Genomic DNA, 16,111 nt, shown 5'->3' with positions numbered 1-16,111 from the left:
TACCGCAATCAGTCGTTGAGCCTTGTCATCGCTTTTCTGTACACATAGCTACGTTCGCGCTTACCTACGGCTAAAACGGTAACAATAACTACGTCGTCTTGCACTTTGTATACTAAGCGATAGCCAGATTGGCGTAACTTGATCTTATACATGTTGTCTGCGCTGGATAATTTTGAAGCCGGAACGTGTGGATTAGCTAAGCGCTCAATCAGTTTCTTCTTAAATTGCTGTTGCAAAGTAGCGCCGAGTTTTTTCCACTCTTTAAGTGCGCTACTTTTAAATTCAAGATTATAAGTCATCGATACTCACCGAAATACTTGCTTCAGATTCTCGCTCTTTAGCTAAAGCGAGCAGCTCAATATCTTCAAGTTTGTCCATCATCATTTCGTATGCAGCAGCAGGTACACAGTAAAATGCAGGTTCATTTCGGTTTAGTACGGCGACTGGATCACCATAAGCGCTTGAAGCAACCTTCATTGGGTTCGCTTTAAACTCAGTAATACTTGCAGCAACATCAGCTAATATTCTAGCGGTCATTTAAAAGCTCCTTAAAGCGGTCTTTAATATGGTCATTTTAGTTGCAAACAAGCGGTATAACAAGGTGTTTAAGACGGATTCGCAACGCTCGGCTGTTTCAGTTCAAAGTTTTGCATATGTGTTTATGGCACAATGTCTTGAGTTTTGGTGGTAGCGCTGCTCACCACTTAACACGGCGTTAGCTTTCTAAGCACTCATCATTGATTTTTGCACTTTTTTATGCTGTTGTGTCATAGAAAGCCTAGACTCTAGCTGCCCATTTCCGTAGTTTTGTTAAGCGCTTTTCTACTTCTTTTTGCTCCCAGTCATCGCCTAAAAAATTAAATATCTCAAATGCCTTGATAGCGTGCGAAACCATAAATATTCCCCAGCCTAAGGCTGGATAAATTGCCCAAAGTTCCTCAGTACCAGTGACGAAATTAATGACAAACAATAGGCATATTACCGATAAATATTTGGTTAAGTGGACATAAAATTCTTTTTCTTTTTTTACTTGAGCCCGTATGTGTTCTTGTTGATTAGTTGTGTGCATTGTTTGTTCCATTTCACTGCCTTTTTTTAACGTAAGTATCGAATACGGAGAATGATAAATGTAGTTGTGGGGCTTGAGGTTTCTTTGCGACGAAATGTTGAAAAGGGGGAGTGAAGTGTCAATAACTAGGATAAAGTGTCCACGTCTAAGGGATACGAACCAAAAAGCGGCATTCTTGAGTTTCTAATTCCCCCAAGCTCGTAAGCTAACAAAGCATTTAAGAGGGACTCAAAACGCTTGGCGGTTTGGTGTCACAGTTTTAATTAAGTGTTTATGTCACAATGGTTTAGTTCAGGGGATGGCGTCTTTCGCCCCTTAATGCGGCGTTATGTGCTACCCCGAAATCGGGAGATTACTCGTATAAATTTCCAACAAAATAGCATATTAATATCATATGACTAGGCTAGATGAAGTCAGTATTAATATGAGGGTGAGTGAGATGACAAAGTCTCAGGATGAATGGCTAATACAATGGAGTAAAAAACGGCAACGAGGGCTAATTTATTACACTTTACGTCAGACTATCATCATAGCTGGTGCGTATCTTCTTGGTAAGTTTATTGCAGTTGCTCTTTTTACCAACCAAAACCAATGGGAAGAGCTGTTTACTAGTTTACCTATGACACTAATACTTCTGTTAGTAATAGGTATCCCTCTTAATGTTATTTTCTGGTTTTTAGGTGAGTGGCGGTATCAAAGACTTTCAAACAAGCAAAAAAGCACACAACAAAGCGTTTAAGAAGGATTCCCAACGCTTGGCATTTTCGGGTGACTTTTGGTTAAGTGTCTATGTCACAATGGGTTAGGTAGGGTGGTAGCGTTGCTCACCACTTAACGCGGCGTTATGCAGATGGAGAAAATATGATTCAGCTAAACCATATCGGGGAAGCCCTAGTATGCGAGCTTATTAACAACTCAGATGAGGTTCGCTCTTTCCTGAAGGAAGTTTTAGCGCTTTCGTTTGACGAGTTCATAGCTGTTCCTGAAATTAGGCTAGACCCGTGCTCCGATTTGATATTCGATGGCGTACACAAAGTAGATATCTGCATTTTGGATGTACATTCAAAAACCTGTTTCCCTATTGAAGCAAAGCTAGGTTTAGATCGGTTAGCACAGAAAACCTTTGATGACCGCTTCCTTCACCCATGTAAAACCTCTCATAGTGGTTCTAGGGTTTCGGGTAGTATGATTTCAGTCATTGAGCGACAGCTTCCTGAACAATGTGATGGACACGATTTGTCAGTAACATATGAAGGCCATCGATATCTGCTAACCAAAGAATGGGCTCTTATCTCAAGGAAACAAGTTCATTCTAAGTGGGAAGTAAACGGCTTTCCGAGTGTCTCTTCCAAATGTCGTCACCTAGTCTTCGAAGATGTGGCAAGAAAATACGGTAATAGCAATGACTTCAACACGTTAGTTTCGAAGTTGCTTAATGTAGACTTTTATCGAAAGTGGGTAGAATCTGCATAACAAACTGTTCAAGAGGGATTCGCAACGCGTGGCGTTTTCACTATGCGTTGGTTTTAGTGTTTAAGGCGGTATGCGGCGGCATTGGTATTGCGTTGCTCACCCCTTAATAGGGCGTTATGTTTTAATGTAATTTCAATGACTTAAATGCCTTTTAGTCGTTCTTTGTCCCTTTGGCTATTCGTTGGGAGTAGACTCAGTAAATCACCATTGTCGCCCAGTTCTTAAACCACTCAGCCCGTAAAACATGCCAAGGTTCGCGGGTTGCTTCATTCGAGTTTTCGGGTGGTTTGGTCGCCTTGTTTCTCTGGCTCAAAGTCGCTTCGGGCGTATTTCTCAATTAGCTAATAACCTTGGCAGTTGAGTCGGCAAATATCCATTGTTCTGCGCTGCTTGTGCTAAGAAAGGGCGTTTGTTGAACCTTGGTCGAGTTGCCTCATTATCAGGGAAGTGGGCTTATTCGTCTTGGGTTTGGCACGTCTGCCGGTCAAGTGGGTTCTAGCTTGTGACTTGGTTCAGAAATCTAAGTCTGCATCTCAGTTCTTTGCCAAGTAAATCAACGAATTGTGCTAAAACATAACAAAGCATTTAAGACGGATTCTCAACGCTTGGCAATTTCAGTTCAGGTCAGCTTTAGTGCTAAATGTGGCAAGGTTTAGGCTTGGGTGGTCGCGTTGTTCACCACTTAATGCGGCGTTATGTAAAGCGGGTAAAATGGGCATTATTCTGCTTATCCGCTCTCTCTAGCTATCGGTTTGCATCCTCGTCAAAATTCACTTTTTCTGTCCCGATTCTTTGCCAAATTAGCCGTAAAACATGCCAAGGTTCGTGAGTTTCCTCATTCAGTTCCAGTGTCGATTCGTGGCTAGTTTTGCGGGCTCAAAGTGGGGAAAGGGCAAAGTTAACGAAAGCCCCCACTTGCTGATGGTTTCTTTCGTTCGGTTTGCCAGATTCAAAAGCATTTTTAGTCGCTACTCATCACCATTTTTCGCTTGTTGAAGCTTGGTCTGTAACATTGCTGGATCTGCAAATTCGTGAACACTGTTGGGTTCTTTGGTTTTGGCTATTTCTTCGGTCGTACAGGCTTGGTTTTTCGTGGTAACTTTGGCTTATGTAGCTGAATTTACATAACAAAGCATTTAAGGCGGATTCTCAACGCCTGGCAATTTCAGCTTAGGTCGGCTTAAGTGCTGAATGTGGCAAGGTTTAAGGTTAGTGGTCGCGTTGTTCACCACTTAATGCGGCGTTATACGATTTAGAGGTGCAGCACCTTTATCTTAGCTAAAGGTACTGCAGTGACTAATCATTCAGAATGAACCCAGCTTCAATCATTTGATGAATAATTTGTCCAACACCAGAATACAGTTGAGTTGGAGGAATTAAGGTTTGATCCTCACATTTTAGGTTGAGACTTTGTTCATTTTTTAGTGCATCAGGAAGCAAGGTAATAATTTCTTTCAGGTTAGTGTTGCCTTTCATCTTTGAATACTCGATTTTAGAAAATGTTTTTGTCTTACTATCCGGATGTTTATCATTCTTTAAAAGATTTTCGCAAAATTCATCGCACTGATCTGAAATGTCGCTAAAGTGACACATTAACCAAAGCTCGAAGCAAGGGTTAGTGATCACGACTTGAATACCTTTTTGGCGACAAACTTTTAGTGCTTCTTGAGTACTTCTATTATGGGTACCATCAAAATGGTGGTCCGTATCAATGACAATTATGCCTTTGTGGTTAAAGTTTGCAGTATTCAAATTGATTGAATTTTCATCCAAGTGCTTAACTAAATCCTCGACTACTTTACTAGGTGCAGAATCTGTTGAGCTTTTAGGTACAGGAATAAATAAGATTAGTTTTCTGAATCTGCGACTAATTGATCTTGATAATGCCTCAAAATATTCTTTTTCTGCTTCAATTCCTTCGTATGCTACATGGAATGTGATGGGATCAATTTTTTTTGCGTACTTACTGCCACGAGCGGCCTTTCTATTAGTTGGTAGTGGCATATTAACCTCGCTTATATTCACCCATCGTGAAAGGTACTGCTCCGTAAGCTCCCGTTAAGTATGCTTTACGCAGGTCTCTATCAAATCTTTCACTGTAATCATTTAAGGAGTACAGCGAAGATGATTGGTCATCTTCTTTTTGTACAAACCAAATCTCATCTCTTCGTAATAGTTCATTATCAAGTAGGTGTGATTCGTGTGTTGTCACAATAAGTTGGTCTTGAGGGTGCGAAGTTTGAGCGTTTAAAAATATATCTAAGAAGTCTTTCGATATATTAGGGTGTAAGCTTCGATTAAATTCATCTATTACAAATACTTTCCCTGAATCTTCGTCACCATGATTCTTTGATGATATTGCTGGGAGTAAATCAAGTAATCGACAGGTACCATCTGATTCTTCCTCTAAATCAAATGTTATAGTTTTCCCGTCTTCTATTTTCCTGGTTGTGACGACTTTAGTTGCGACCAGTTCATTATTATCATCAAATTCAAAGTTATATTTCACACCTCGGAATGATAATGGGAACCGTTTTGTAGATTCTAACTTTTCTTTTACTAGTTTGAGCATTGATGAAGGTAGACTATGCGTGTCAACATTTTGTGAACTTATGCCTGCGACACCTGTATCAAATCTATTCAATAACTGCGCGTAGTCAGGGCAACCATCTTCTTCAGCAACAATATCCCTATGAATACCTCCATAGGTCGTTTCAGGGAAAATTACAATTAATTTCACCTTGAAAAAATAGAATGTTGGTAAAAGTAAGTGATTTAACACAGGCATGGAATCATCCAAGTTTTTTTCGATAGCTTCGCTGAGAAATAATTTATTTTTGGATGTATATTTAATAAGAAGAAGAAGTTCAGACATTTGAGAGCTAACTACATCTTCATTTTCTGACTCTAATTCAACGTTATCTATGTCAGTTTGAATTATATAGGATTGACTCTCGTTCTCGTATGTACGTTCATAAATACACAATTCTTGATCATTATCATTATTCAAGAGATATAGGTATTCATTCAGAACTCGTTCGTCATTTAAAGAAAATCCGAAACCTATATGTTGACCAAACGAAGTGAATTCAATATAAAACTTTGATTCGTTTTTTATCTCGTGAACGAGCTTAAATGGTTCAGATTTAGCCCCATTACTGGCCTTGCCCTTTGAAAGAACGCAATCCTTTACGAATTGAATAGCTTTGACAAGATTAGACTTACCTGATGCGTTTGTTCCATATACTAATGCACTGCGTAGAAGCGATAATTTAGGCTCGTCTTGCAATGGTTTTACAGTGTGGTGGGCAAGTCTTCTAAGGCGAGGTGCGGTTCTCATGTCTAGAGACACTTCCTCTTTGATTGAGCGGAAGTTTTCTGCTGAAAAGTAAATGAGCATATTTTTTGCCTTAAAGTGAAAATTTCACCTTAAGTATACATGTTGAGAGTGTCAATTGTTCTTTTTTCTGCGTTTTTATGAGAGATTGTCTTAGAATTAGTTTCCTCGTGTGCGGAAATCGTATAACAAAGCATTTAAGACGGATTCTCAACGCTTGGCAATTTCAGTTCAGGTCGGCTTCAATGCTAACTGTGGCGAGGTTTAGGCTTGGGTGGTCGCGTTGTTCACCACTTAATGCGGCGTTATGTTTTAATGTGATTTCAATGGCTTAAATGCCTTTGAGTCGTTCTTTGCCCCTTTGGCTATTCGTTTGGAATAGACTCAGCAAATCACCATTATCGCTCAGTTCTTAAATCTCTCAGCCCGTAAAACATGCCAAAGTTCGTGGGTTGCTTCATTCGGGTTTTGGGGTGGTTTGGTCGTCTTGTTTCTCTGGCTCAAAGTCGCTTTGGGTGTATTTGCCAATTAGCAAATAACCTTGGCAGTTGAGTCGGCAAATTGCCATTGTTCTGCGCTGCTTTTGCTAAGAAAGGGCGCTTGTTGAGGCTTGATCGAGTTGCCTCATTATCAGGGAAGTGGTTTTACTCGTTTCTGGTTTGGCGCATCTGGCGGTCAAGTGAGTTCGAGCTTGTGATTTGGTTCAGAAATCTAGGTCAATATTTCAGTTCTTTGCCAATTAAATCAACGAATTGTGCTAAAACATAACAAAGCATTTAAGACGGATTCTCAACGCTTGGCGGTTTCAGTCTAGGTCGGCTTCAGTGCTAAATGTGGCAAGGTTTAGGTTTGAGTGGTCGCGTTGTTCACCACTTAATGCGGCGTTATGTACTAAGGAGGCAGGATGCCAAAAACGTATTCCGGTTCATGTCACTGTGGTCTCATTAAATTCGAAGTTTTAGCCGATATTGACCATCTTCGAGAGTGTAATTGTTCCATCTGTCTCCGTAGAGGTGCGCTAAATTTTAGAGTGCCAACGGAGAATTTGACGGTTTTAACTCCCCTCGAAAATGCAGTTCTATACCAATGGGGCAGTGAGACCGCCGAAGACTACTTTTGCCCCAAATGCGGTATTCTGCCATTTCGTAAACCTAGTCAATTGACCAAAGCTGAAATCGATGCAGGCAAAGTCCCATTTACTGGTTGGGCTGTAAATGCTCGTTGTCTTAGTGGGTTAAATTTCAGTGAAATTCCAGTCGTAAAAATAGATGGAGCATCCCTTTGAGCACGTACATAACAAAGCGTTCAAGACGGACTCCCAACGCTTGGCGTTTTCGGCTACTTTGGGTTAAGTGTTTATGTCACAATGGTTTAGGTTGGCTGGTTAGCGTTGCTCGCCACTTAACGCGGCGTTATGCAACTTGGTTTAAGCTCGTTTGCGCTTCTTCGATGCAAATGTTTGTGATAGCCTCCAATCCAGTTAATTTAGCTAAAATTTTTTCGAGAAATGAGATTAGATGATAGGAAAGCTGTAGGGTATGCAAATTCAATTATAGCTATGTTAAATGCTGGAATTGATGATGTATCGTCTTATAGACCTGCTATAGATGCAATATTTTGCCACGTATTTGGGCATGTAACGAAAAATGATCAGAGAGCGCTTGGAAAATATAATAAAGTAGCTCCTTGTTCAAAGGGCGTCAGGGAGTTCCCTAATGAGAAAAGGGTGGTAGAACACGTAGTCCCAATTACTGTTATTTTCAATGAAATTAGAGCGTTATCAGCATTCGATTCATCAATGATTATTGAGGTTGTATCTCGAATGTATCGTGTTCGGGTCATCACTAGTACAGAAGATGATCGTTTGAATAAATCGGGTTTACAAAAAACAATGCCGTTAGGGTATTACGACCCTACCCATAGTATGTATAAAAATATTGAAGCGCGTCATTTATTTGTGGGTATCCAAGAAGCATAACAAAGCATTTAAGACGGATTCTCAACGCTTGGCGATTTCAGCCTAGGTCAGCTTCAGTGCTGTATGTGGCAAGGTTTAGGCTTGGGTAGTCGCGTTGTTCACCACTTAATGCGGCGTTATGTATTTCGAGGTAAAAATGAAAATTGAGCAAGAGTATTTAGATCTATTATTGAAGCCTTTGGCTGATAGCGCAGTTCCAAATTTAAAGGAATACCTTGAAGAATTACTGTCTCTAGGTGTTCAAATCGAAGGTAGTAATGGTCGTATTGACCGAAAATTTGAAACTCATCTTAGATATCTGAGTACAAAGAGACTTATCTCGAATATGGACGGTAGAAGTGACCTGAATGCCATCGGTATCACAATAGGTGGAGGTGGTCATATAGTGATTATCGGAGATAAATTGATCATGAAAACAGAAATTCAGGAGCAAGCAATGCCACAAATAAATATTGGTACGATCAACAGTGAGCAAGTTCAAGTTGGTAATCACAATAGCCAAATAACCAACATCAACGTACAGGAGTTGGTAGAAAAAGTAGCCCAGTCCAACGATGAGAAAGCAAAAAGTATTCTTAAGTCTTTGCTGGAAAATAGCACTGTTGCAAGTGTTGTAGGTGCAGGTCTTTCAGGTCTAATCGAACTACTTTAAACATACATAACAAGGCGTTTAAGACGGATTCCCAACGCATGGCGTTTTCGGCTTACTTCATTTTAAGTGTTAATTTCACAATGGTTTAGGCATGGTGGTAGGCGTTGCTCACCACTTAACGCGGCGTTAAATTACAAGGATAGTTTTGTGGAAATCAAGGAAGTAAGTTCGATCTCAGGTCTAGCCGAGCAGTTACATTTACTGTTAGTCGATTGCATTAATAGCGGAGCGTCTGTCGGTTTCTTAACTCCTGTTGATGAAAACGAAGTGAAATCATATTGGTCGTCCGTTGAATCAGATCTTGAGTCGGGTACGAGAAGGGTATTTCTTGTGTATGACGGTGAAAGTGTAATTGGTGCTGTTCAACTTTCGCTATGTTCTAAGCCTAATGGTTCGCATCGAGGTGAAGTTGAAAAATTAATGGTTCATACGGATGCGCGAGGAAAGGGTATTAGTAAAAAGCTAATGTCACTGATGGAAGATGTCGCAACTGAAATAGGGTTGTCATTGCTTGTACTCGATACACGTTTAGGTGATGTCGCTTCTTCGTTATATCGAACTATTGGCTATACCGAAGCCGGTCAAATTCCTCAGTTTGCACGAAGCTCTACAGGTGAGCTAGAAGGCACAGTTTACTTCTTCAAAATATTGTAATTTAACAAAGCGTTTAAGACGGATTCCCAACGCTTGGCATTTTCGGCTTACTTTGGTTTTAGTGTTTATGTCACAATGGTTTAGGTAGGGTGGTCTGCGTTGCTCACCACTTAACGCGGCGTTAGTTTGCAAGAGGAACAACGCAGCTATATCGCAAGATCTATTGGTAAAAGCTGAAAGTCTAAATTGTCATATTGGTGTTCAATTTCAGTGTTAACTTGCGTGGTGAAAATCCAAAATTGGCATCGTTTCAATGGTTGATTTTTTCTTTGGTGCGGTGACTTTAGGGTTAACTGAGTTTGATTTTTTTGCTGAAACTCTGCTCGTTGAGTTTGTTGGTACAAAAGCCGATTTATTCGCTGAAAGGACGTTTTCTCTGGTGTGGAAAGTTCACGTGGTTTCATTGACTAGCTGCTTGGAGACTAAGCCTGACTTAAGTGCATCAAAGCACATAAAGCTTATTGTTTTCAAAACTTAAAATAACGTAAAATCAACGTTTTGGGTTTGCAAACTAACAAACTGCTCAAGAGGGATTCGCAACGCGTGGCATTTTTACTATGCGTTGATTTTTGTGATTAAGGTGGTATGCGGCGGCTTCGGTATTGCGTTGCTCACCCCTTAGCAGGGCGTTATGCTTTTTTCTGAAAATCGCAAATATGGGCGATTTATCAATGATTTGATAGATTTTTGACGTGATGGTGAAGGAGAGTTTTGCATGGGAACTATAATTGGCTTAGCTGTTTTAGCTGCGATAGATTGGTATCTTTTTCGTAAAACAGGACTTCATATACATCAGCTAATTGCTAAAAAGTATGCAGAGTATTTAGATGGTAAAGAAAATCGCAAATAAAGTTTTTGTGTAACAGCCTAACTCTATATTGCGTGTAGTTTTTACCATGTTGGCATGGATGACAAATTAGTACAGCTTACATAGTGTAACAGCGTGAGGTTTGAAAATTTGTCTACTGTACCTGCTGATAGCACAAGCATAACAAAGCGTTTAAGACGGACTCCCAACGCTTGGCGCTTTCGGCTTTCTTCAGGTTAAGTGTTTATGTCACAATGGTTTAGGTTGGGTGGTTAGCGTTGCTCGCCACTTAACGCGGCGTTATGTCTCTGGAGTGTAACCATAATTTGGGAGTGAAGTTTGAGGAGTTGGAAAAAAGACTTTTGGTTTACTGTAGGGATATTTGCTTACTCATCAGTAATATTTTCTATACAAATATTTATGTTTAGCGACCTAGAAAAACCTCAAGCATCAAAAGAGTACCTTTATAATTATCAAATGGAGCGTTGGCAATATAGCTCTTCCCACCGGTGGGATGATCTACTTAAATATCTTAATGCTAGCGGAAGAGTGCTATGTGATACTTCTGGTGGGGTTACTCAAGAAGATATGAGACACCTGAAAACTTACTACCGAGATATGTTTTCGATTATGATGCTGAGCAAATCAAAGTTCTCAGTGTCTTCTTATATGTTTGACGAAATTGACAACATGATCAAGACGATTGATTCTAATATTTTTTATCAGATTATTGCGGGGTACTCCATTTCAGATACAGATTTGGAGGAGTTTAGTAAACTTTCTAAACAGTATCGATTAGCAATTGAAGAATCAGCCGAACTTGAAAGATCTGTGTTAAAAATCAATGACGAGTTAGATGCAAATAGTTCATCCTTAAATAAGGAGATAGTATTTAAAAGTACATGCAATAAAACGACTCCGTTCTTCAACGAGAAGTCTATGAGTGTTGTTAATGAATTGAATAAGACAACAATAGCAATGTTGGAAAACTATTCGTTATTGAGTGATATCTATTCTAATGTGGCAAATGTAGCTCTAGCTTTTAAGAAGTTGCTTATGTTCTTGTTATTTCTGCGACTCCAGTGGTTGATCATGCTTAAGGCGATTGAAGCTATTAACGTTGAACGAGCCGATGAGACATAACAAAGCATTTAAGAGTGATTCCCAACGCTTGGCATTTTTCGTGCCATCGTTGGGTTTTGTGTTTACGGTGACATAGTTTAGGTTCAGTGGTAGCGTTGCTCACACCTTAATGCGGCGTTAGGCAATATCAGGAATTATGCAGTTATGGAATGGAAAAAATTAGTAGAATTGGAAGATGAGAATTTGTGGCGGGGAACTGTATTTAGATTTCCTGCTACTTATCCATTCGAACCTGTTGTCGATTTTATGCTGTTTTTAGACTCAGCTTCCGAAAGTGGTTTTTCCCTTGTTTGCACCACCGGTTATAAAAGTGGTCACCATGAAGGTGGGCTGCCATTAGAGGCGCGTGCGAAAGGAAAAGTTCAAGCCATTAGCAAGACCCGGCTTATTGAAAATTGGACTAATTGGGTTTATCCCGAGACATCAGTGACTGAAGTGCAAGTATCAGAAGGCTATACGCAGGAAATTGGAATTATTGCCTAACAAAGCATTTAAGACGGATTCCCAACGCATGGCGTTTTCGGCTTACTTCGGTTTAAGTGTCTATGTCACAATGGTTTAGGTAAGGTGGTTGGCGTTGCTCACCACTTAATGCGGCGTTATGTAAAGCGGGTAAAATAGGCATTATTCTGTTTATTTGCTCTCTCTAGCTATCGGTTTGCATCCTCGTAAAAATTCACTTTTTCTGTCCCGATTCTTTGCCAAATTAGCCGTAAAACATGCCAAAGTTCGTGAGTTTCCTCATTCAGTTTCAGAGTTGGTTCTTGGTTAGTCTTGCCGGTTCAAAGTGTGGAAAGGGCAAGGTTAACGAAAGTCCCCATTTGCTGATGGTTTCTTTCGTTTGGTTTCCCAGATTCAAAAGCATTTTTGGTCGCTGCTCATCACCATTTTTCGCTTGTTGAAGCTTGCTCTGTAACATTGCTGGCTCTGCAAATTCGTGAACACTGTTGGGTTCTTTGGTTTTGGCTATTTCTTCGGTCGTACAGGCTTAGTTTTTCGTGGTAACTTTGGCTTATGTGGCTGAATTTACATAACAAAGCATTTAAGACGGATTCTCAACGCTTGGCAATTTCAGCTTAGGTCAGTTTAGTGCTAAATGTGGCAAGGTTTAGGCTTGGGTGGTCGCGTTGTTCACCACTTAATGCGGCGTTAAGTCTCTAATCACCCCCTTTGAAATGACTCGAAGTTCTAATTAGTATCTCTTGCTTTTTGTTGGGTGTTGACTCTTTATGGAATCTAATGCGATTAGTGAAGGAGTTAATTTATGTCATCTTCAATACAGTTTTCTAGAACCAAGCATCAAGACCACTTATTTTTTGATGCGAGTGAACACGGTTTAAATATAGGTATGACAGGTGGGTGGTCTGTAGGCTTAAGGCTAGAATGTGTACGAGAATATATGAGGGTGGACCTGTCTGAAAATTACAGTGGAAGCAATAGCGCTGGATTTTATCGCGATGGGGACAAAGTCGTTTTGACCCATGGAGACGCAAAGTTACTGTTGTCATATACTGAAGCGATTGACGTTTTGAATTTTATGAACACAAATTTTTAAAGCAAAACTTAACAAAGCATTTAAGAGTGATTCCCAACGCTTGGCATTTTTCATTCCATCGTTGGGTTTCGTGTTTACGGTGGTATGGTTAAGTTTCGTGGTAGCGTTGCTCACACCTTAATGCGGCGTTAGGTGTAGCAGAGGAAAAATGTTCAGATTTGACGATATAGACTTTGGCATAGAAAGCGGCTTTCGGTTCAGCCATCTCAACGGTGTGTTGGATTTAGATATTAGCTCTGATGAATCAGTGTTTGATTCTTTAACAGAAGATGACAGTCACCCTTATAGCTGGGCCTTATACCCACCGAGATTTTATATAAGTGGTCTGCAAATTCCCCGAACTACTGACTTGAATAACTTCGAATATACACTTACTGAATACGATATAGATGCGTATGATATTGGGTTATATTTCATGGATCATTACACTGTTTTTCCTTGTAAGATTGTCGGTAAAAATGGGCAGCTATCTATCATTGGATCAGTTGTTGGTATTGAGGATGAGTTGGTTCCTTTACGTATAGAGTTAACAATCACCTAACAAAGCGTTTAAGACGGATTCCCAACGCTTGGCGTTTCCAGTTTTCTTTGGTTTAAGTGTTTATGTCACAATGGTTTAGGCAGGGTGGTAGGCGTTGTTCACCACTTAACGCGGCGTTAGGCATCAAGGAGGTTGCTGTCATGGAAGAATCAATAAAATTTGGTAAGTTGGCGGAAGCTCATTTTGAAAATGGACTTTTGTGTGCTGAAAGTGTCGTTTCTGCTATCGCTGAATATCACGGGGTGGATGATCGCTTAGCCTCGAAAATGGCGACTGGATTTTGTAGTGGCATGGCTAGAACCTGTGGACCATGTGGTGCTTTATCAGGGGCTGTTATGGGCATTAGCTTAGTTCTAGGTCGTGAGTCCCAAAGTGACACTGTCGCGAATACGTACGAAGCAACGCAGGAGTTAGTCGAGAAGTTTCAAAATGAATTTGGGGCTAAAGACTGTCATGAGCTTTTGGGTTGTGACATTGGTACAGAAGAGGGTATGGCTCACTTTCGCTCTCATAATCTTCGGTCTAATTGTAGTAACTACACTCGAAAAGCCGCTGAAATAGCAGTGCAAATTTTGAGCAAAGATGCCTAACAAAGCGTTTAAGACGGATTCCCAACGCTCGGCATTTTCAGCTTATTTTAGGTTAAGTGTTTATGTCACAATGGTTTAGGCTGGGTGGCAGGCTTTGCTCACCACTTAACGCGGCGTTATGTTTTAATGGGATTTCAATGACTTAAATGCCTTTGAGTCGTTCTTTCCCCCTTTGGCTATTCGTTGAGAGTAGACTCAGCAAATCACGATTGTCTGCCCCAATTCTTGAATCACTTCACCCGTAAAACATGCCAAAGTTCGCGGGTTGCTTCATTCGGGTTTTCGGGTGGTTTGGTCGTCTAGTTTCTCTGGCTCAAAGTCGCTTTGAGCGTATTTTCCAATCAGCCAATAACCTTGGCAGTTGCCTCGGCAAATCGCCATTGTTTTGTGCTGTTGTTGCTAAGAAACGGCGCTTGTTGAGGCTTGATCGAGTTGCCTCATTAGCAGGGAAGTGGGCTTACTTGTTTTTGGTTTGGCGCATCTGCCGCTCAAATGAGTCTGAGCTTGTGATTTGGTTCAGAAAACCAGGTCAATACCTCAGTTCTTTGCCAAGTAAATCAACGAATTGTGCTAAAACATAACAAAGCATTTAAGACGGATTCTCAACGCTTGGCAATTTCAGCTTAGGTTAGCTTCAGTACTAAATGTGGCAAGGTTTAAGGTTAGGTGGTCGCGTTGTTCACCACTTAATGCGGCGTTAGAGCACTAGATTAGTTTTAATTACATGGAAGGGAAATAAATGAAAAAGGAAATGTTGACCATTTGTTTGGGAGTATTTATGGTTGGTTGTTCGTCGTCTCCAAAGCCTGTTGATACGAGAACTGATATGGAGAAACTTCAGGTGTTTGATCAAAAGATTCACGATGCGGTGGTACTAACAGGTGAGCATTGCGAAGTTAGTTACGACGATTTAACACTTAAATTTTATGCGCAGGTCTCGACTCGAAACAAAGAGGAGTGGCTAAGTATTCTTAGGGCGTTTGACAATAACCGGGAAGAAGAAGCATTAGAGCTAATAAATCAGTTACCTTGCCCTGAGTAACGTGCTCTAACAAAGCATTTAAGACGGATTCTCAACGCTTGGCAATTTCAGTTTAGGTCGGCTTCAGTGCTATATGTGGCAAGGTTTAAGGTTGGGTGGTCGCGTTGTTCACCACTTAATGCGGCGTTAGTTGTAAAGGGTTTAAAATGACGATCGAGCAGCTCGATAAAGTTGATTTTATCGCACATGACGATGAGAAAGTAACACTTGTAATATCCGATCATTTAGAATGGGATGACGGAAATGAAAAGCTATTGATGCTACAAGATAAACTGAACCTCTATTTATCATTTATTGAATCTGGTGAAATATATGAGCGATACCCGATAGCGAATGGGAAACTTTTTGAAATTAGGATTGTTTCTAAATATCAGCCAAACCATGAAGCTGAACAATTCATTTTATTGGTATCGAAAGTCGTCAGTGATGCTGGATTTAGCTTTACGCTCGAGTTGGGCAATTACAACTAACAAAGCGTTCAAGACGGACTCCCAACGCATGGCGTTTTCGGCTTACTTTGGGTTAAGTGTTTATGTCACAATGGGTTAGGTAGGGTGGTCGGCGTTGCTCACCACTTAACGCGGCGTTAGGTGTATATATGGATATGAGTAAAATTTTGAGTAAATTAATGTCTAGTGACAGTCACCTAGTATGGAGTGGTAGTTGGGACTTAATTAACTTGAGCAAAAAGGATATATCTGGATTTCCATTATCAAAAATTCCAGACGTCTGTAACTCTATACAAGCTGTTAACGATCCGACGAATAAAAACGTCTACAAGTTAGCTGTTGCTATTCTACATAACCTTGAACAAGGTATCTGCAGGTGCAGTGCCTACTCTGCATCACCTCGACTGCTTCCAACAGAAGAAGAGGAGCGCCAGTTTGTATCCATTGAAACTAAAAAAGAAGATACACCATGGGAACTAGAGTTTGTTTGTCGTTGTAACGCATGCGGTAATAAATATCACGTGCACGTCAATCATGGTTACCATTATCCAATGGCTAATTGGGTTAAACGCACCTAACAAAGCGTTTAAGACGGATTCCCAACGCTCGGCATTTTGGGCTTACTTTGGGTTAAGTGTTTATGTCACAATGGTTTAGGTTAAGTGGTCTGCGTTGCTCACCACTTAACGCGGAGTTATGCCGCGTTGGTCTACACTTCACTTTAACAGAGGAGTGTACCATGCAAGAGTTAGACGAGATCGTTTCTACATTGGGAGATTATGCGAAAGCGTACTGTGCCAAAGATATAGATGCATTAATA

General features: G+C 40.5%; 19 protein-coding genes and 1 pseudogene. 15 read left to right on the top strand and 5 right to left on the bottom strand.

The window, feature by feature from the left end:
* Positions 1-8: 8 nt before the first annotated feature.
* The 3 genes from RH86_RS16880 to RH86_RS16870 form a co-directional block, all read right to left on the bottom strand.
* Positions 9-299 carry a type II toxin-antitoxin system RelE family toxin gene (locus RH86_RS16880; RefSeq protein WP_009387504.1) on the bottom strand — a complete coding sequence of 97 codons (291 nt, stop codon included), beginning with the start codon at positions 297-299 and terminating at the stop codon, positions 9-11.
* The gene (locus RH86_RS16875) at positions 289-537 is read right to left on the bottom strand and encodes a type II toxin-antitoxin system Phd/YefM family antitoxin (protein ID WP_009387502.1); all 249 of its coding nucleotides are present in this window, start codon (positions 535-537) and stop codon (positions 289-291) included. Before RH86_RS16875 ends, RH86_RS16880 begins: the two co-directional genes overlap by 11 nt.
* A 241-nt stretch (positions 538-778) precedes the next feature.
* Complete coding sequence (locus RH86_RS16870; RefSeq protein WP_139047669.1) at positions 779-1,081, bottom strand: 2TM domain-containing protein; 303 nt, start codon at positions 1,079-1,081, stop codon at positions 779-781.
* A 427-nt stretch (positions 1,082-1,508) separates the two neighbouring features.
* On the opposite strand from RH86_RS16870, the gene RH86_RS16865 reads away from it, so the two are divergent.
* Positions 1,509-1,808: a hypothetical protein gene (locus tag RH86_RS16865; RefSeq protein WP_038219849.1), complete on the top strand. Its 300-nt coding sequence runs from the start codon at positions 1,509-1,511 to the stop codon at positions 1,806-1,808.
* A 122-nt stretch (positions 1,809-1,930) separates the two neighbouring features.
* A complete protein-coding gene (locus RH86_RS16860; protein WP_009387497.1) occupies positions 1,931-2,542 on the top strand; it encodes a hypothetical protein in 612 nt (203 codons plus the stop codon).
* Between the two features lie 1,296 nt (positions 2,543-3,838).
* Here RH86_RS16860 and RH86_RS16855 read toward each other — a convergent pair.
* Together RH86_RS16855 and RH86_RS16850 are read right to left on the bottom strand one after the other, a co-directional pair.
* Positions 3,839-4,546 carry an RloB family protein gene (locus RH86_RS16855; protein ID WP_009387495.1) on the bottom strand — a complete coding sequence of 236 codons (708 nt, stop codon included), beginning with the start codon at positions 4,544-4,546 and terminating at the stop codon, positions 3,839-3,841.
* Position 4,547: 1 nt separating this feature from the next.
* On the bottom strand, positions 4,548-5,942 hold the full coding sequence (locus tag RH86_RS16850; RefSeq protein WP_009387494.1) for an AAA family ATPase: 1,395 nt from the start codon (positions 5,940-5,942) through the stop codon (positions 4,548-4,550).
* A gap of 1,444 nt (positions 5,943-7,386) precedes the next feature.
* Between RH86_RS16850 and RH86_RS16840 the strand changes: the two genes are divergently transcribed.
* The 13 genes and pseudogenes from RH86_RS16840 to RH86_RS20750 all read left to right on the top strand — a co-directional run.
* On the top strand, positions 7,387-7,857 hold the full coding sequence (locus RH86_RS16840) for a hypothetical protein (RefSeq protein ID WP_009387491.1): 471 nt from the start codon (positions 7,387-7,389) through the stop codon (positions 7,855-7,857).
* Between the two features lie 136 nt (positions 7,858-7,993).
* A complete protein-coding gene (locus RH86_RS16835; protein ID WP_009387490.1) occupies positions 7,994-8,509 on the top strand; it encodes a hypothetical protein in 516 nt (171 codons plus the stop codon).
* A 147-nt stretch (positions 8,510-8,656) separates the two neighbouring features.
* Positions 8,657-9,163: a GNAT family N-acetyltransferase gene (locus tag RH86_RS16830; RefSeq protein ID WP_009387489.1), complete on the top strand. Its 507-nt coding sequence runs from the start codon at positions 8,657-8,659 to the stop codon at positions 9,161-9,163.
* Between the two features lie 715 nt (positions 9,164-9,878).
* The gene (locus tag RH86_RS20785; protein ID WP_009387485.1) at positions 9,879-10,013 is read left to right on the top strand and encodes a hypothetical protein; all 135 of its coding nucleotides are present in this window, start codon (positions 9,879-9,881) and stop codon (positions 10,011-10,013) included.
* A 297-nt stretch (positions 10,014-10,310) separates the two neighbouring features.
* Positions 10,311-11,114 carry a hypothetical protein gene (locus RH86_RS16820; protein ID WP_009387483.1) on the top strand — a complete coding sequence of 268 codons (804 nt, stop codon included), beginning with the start codon at positions 10,311-10,313 and terminating at the stop codon, positions 11,112-11,114.
* Positions 11,115-11,258: 144 nt separating this feature from the next.
* Positions 11,259-11,597 (top strand): Imm45 family immunity protein, encoded by a 339-nt coding sequence (gene imm45 / locus RH86_RS16815; RefSeq protein ID WP_009387481.1) that lies wholly within the window; start codon positions 11,259-11,261, stop codon positions 11,595-11,597.
* 781 nt (positions 11,598-12,378) lie between these two features.
* A complete protein-coding gene (locus RH86_RS16810) occupies positions 12,379-12,669 on the top strand; it encodes a hypothetical protein (RefSeq protein ID WP_009387479.1) in 291 nt (96 codons plus the stop codon).
* A 148-nt stretch (positions 12,670-12,817) separates the two neighbouring features.
* Positions 12,818-13,210, top strand: coding sequence for a hypothetical protein (locus RH86_RS16805; RefSeq protein WP_009387478.1), 393 nt, complete (start codon positions 12,818-12,820; stop codon positions 13,208-13,210).
* Between the two features lie 140 nt (positions 13,211-13,350).
* Entirely contained in the window at positions 13,351-13,800 is a 450-nt protein-coding gene (locus RH86_RS16800) for a C-GCAxxG-C-C family protein (RefSeq protein ID WP_009387477.1), read from the top strand.
* Positions 13,801-14,539: 739 nt separating this feature from the next.
* Positions 14,540-14,842, top strand: coding sequence for a hypothetical protein (locus RH86_RS16790; RefSeq protein WP_009387475.1), 303 nt, complete (start codon positions 14,540-14,542; stop codon positions 14,840-14,842).
* 146 nt (positions 14,843-14,988) lie between these two features.
* Complete coding sequence (locus tag RH86_RS16785; RefSeq protein WP_009387473.1) at positions 14,989-15,312, top strand: DUF6572 domain-containing protein; 324 nt, start codon at positions 14,989-14,991, stop codon at positions 15,310-15,312.
* 158 nt (positions 15,313-15,470) lie between these two features.
* Positions 15,471-15,869 (top strand): hypothetical protein, encoded by a 399-nt coding sequence (locus RH86_RS16780; RefSeq protein ID WP_139047666.1) that lies wholly within the window; start codon positions 15,471-15,473, stop codon positions 15,867-15,869.
* A 62-nt stretch (positions 15,870-15,931) separates the two neighbouring features.
* Positions 15,932-16,111, top strand: a pseudogene (locus RH86_RS20750) (hypothetical protein); the annotation flags it as partial.

Source organism: Vibrio sp. N418 (assembly GCF_000222565.1).
In the GTDB taxonomy this organism is placed as follows: Bacteria; Pseudomonadota; Gammaproteobacteria; order Enterobacterales; family Vibrionaceae; genus Vibrio; species Vibrio scophthalmi.
This window is presented reverse-complemented; position numbering and strand designations above follow the sequence as displayed.

What these genes read in the sequence shown, in the direction of transcription:
- RH86_RS16810 (WP_009387479.1), top strand. Translation starts at nt 12,379, where the DNA reads ATGTCATCTTCAATACAGTTTTCTAGAACCAAGCATCAAGACCACTTA.
- RH86_RS16805 (WP_009387478.1), top strand. Translation starts at nt 12,818, where the DNA reads ATGTTCAGATTTGACGATATAGACTTTGGCATAGAAAGCGGCTTTCGG.
- RH86_RS16850 (WP_009387494.1), bottom strand. Translation starts at nt 5,942, where the DNA reads ATGCTCATTTACTTTTCAGCAGAAAACTTCCGCTCAATCAAAGAGGAA.
- RH86_RS16870 (WP_139047669.1), bottom strand. Translation starts at nt 1,081, where the DNA reads ATGGAACAAACAATGCACACAACTAATCAACAAGAACACATACGGGCT.
- RH86_RS16780 (WP_139047666.1), top strand. Translation starts at nt 15,471, where the DNA reads ATGTCTAGTGACAGTCACCTAGTATGGAGTGGTAGTTGGGACTTAATT.
- RH86_RS16785 (WP_009387473.1), top strand. Translation starts at nt 14,989, where the DNA reads ATGACGATCGAGCAGCTCGATAAAGTTGATTTTATCGCACATGACGAT.
- RH86_RS16800 (WP_009387477.1), top strand. Translation starts at nt 13,351, where the DNA reads ATGGAAGAATCAATAAAATTTGGTAAGTTGGCGGAAGCTCATTTTGAA.
- RH86_RS16880 (WP_009387504.1), bottom strand. Translation starts at nt 299, where the DNA reads ATGACTTATAATCTTGAATTTAAAAGTAGCGCACTTAAAGAGTGGAAA.
- RH86_RS16840 (WP_009387491.1), top strand. Translation starts at nt 7,387, where the DNA reads ATGAGATTAGATGATAGGAAAGCTGTAGGGTATGCAAATTCAATTATA.
- RH86_RS16860 (WP_009387497.1), top strand. Translation starts at nt 1,931, where the DNA reads ATGATTCAGCTAAACCATATCGGGGAAGCCCTAGTATGCGAGCTTATT.
- RH86_RS16790 (WP_009387475.1), top strand. Translation starts at nt 14,540, where the DNA reads ATGAAAAAGGAAATGTTGACCATTTGTTTGGGAGTATTTATGGTTGGT.
- RH86_RS16835 (WP_009387490.1), top strand. Translation starts at nt 7,994, where the DNA reads ATGAAAATTGAGCAAGAGTATTTAGATCTATTATTGAAGCCTTTGGCT.
- RH86_RS16865 (WP_038219849.1), top strand. Translation starts at nt 1,509, where the DNA reads ATGACAAAGTCTCAGGATGAATGGCTAATACAATGGAGTAAAAAACGG.
- imm45 (WP_009387481.1), top strand. Translation starts at nt 11,259, where the DNA reads ATGGAATGGAAAAAATTAGTAGAATTGGAAGATGAGAATTTGTGGCGG.
- RH86_RS16875 (WP_009387502.1), bottom strand. Translation starts at nt 537, where the DNA reads ATGACCGCTAGAATATTAGCTGATGTTGCTGCAAGTATTACTGAGTTT.
- RH86_RS16855 (WP_009387495.1), bottom strand. Translation starts at nt 4,546, where the DNA reads ATGCCACTACCAACTAATAGAAAGGCCGCTCGTGGCAGTAAGTACGCA.
- RH86_RS20785 (WP_009387485.1), top strand. Translation starts at nt 9,879, where the DNA reads ATGGGAACTATAATTGGCTTAGCTGTTTTAGCTGCGATAGATTGGTAT.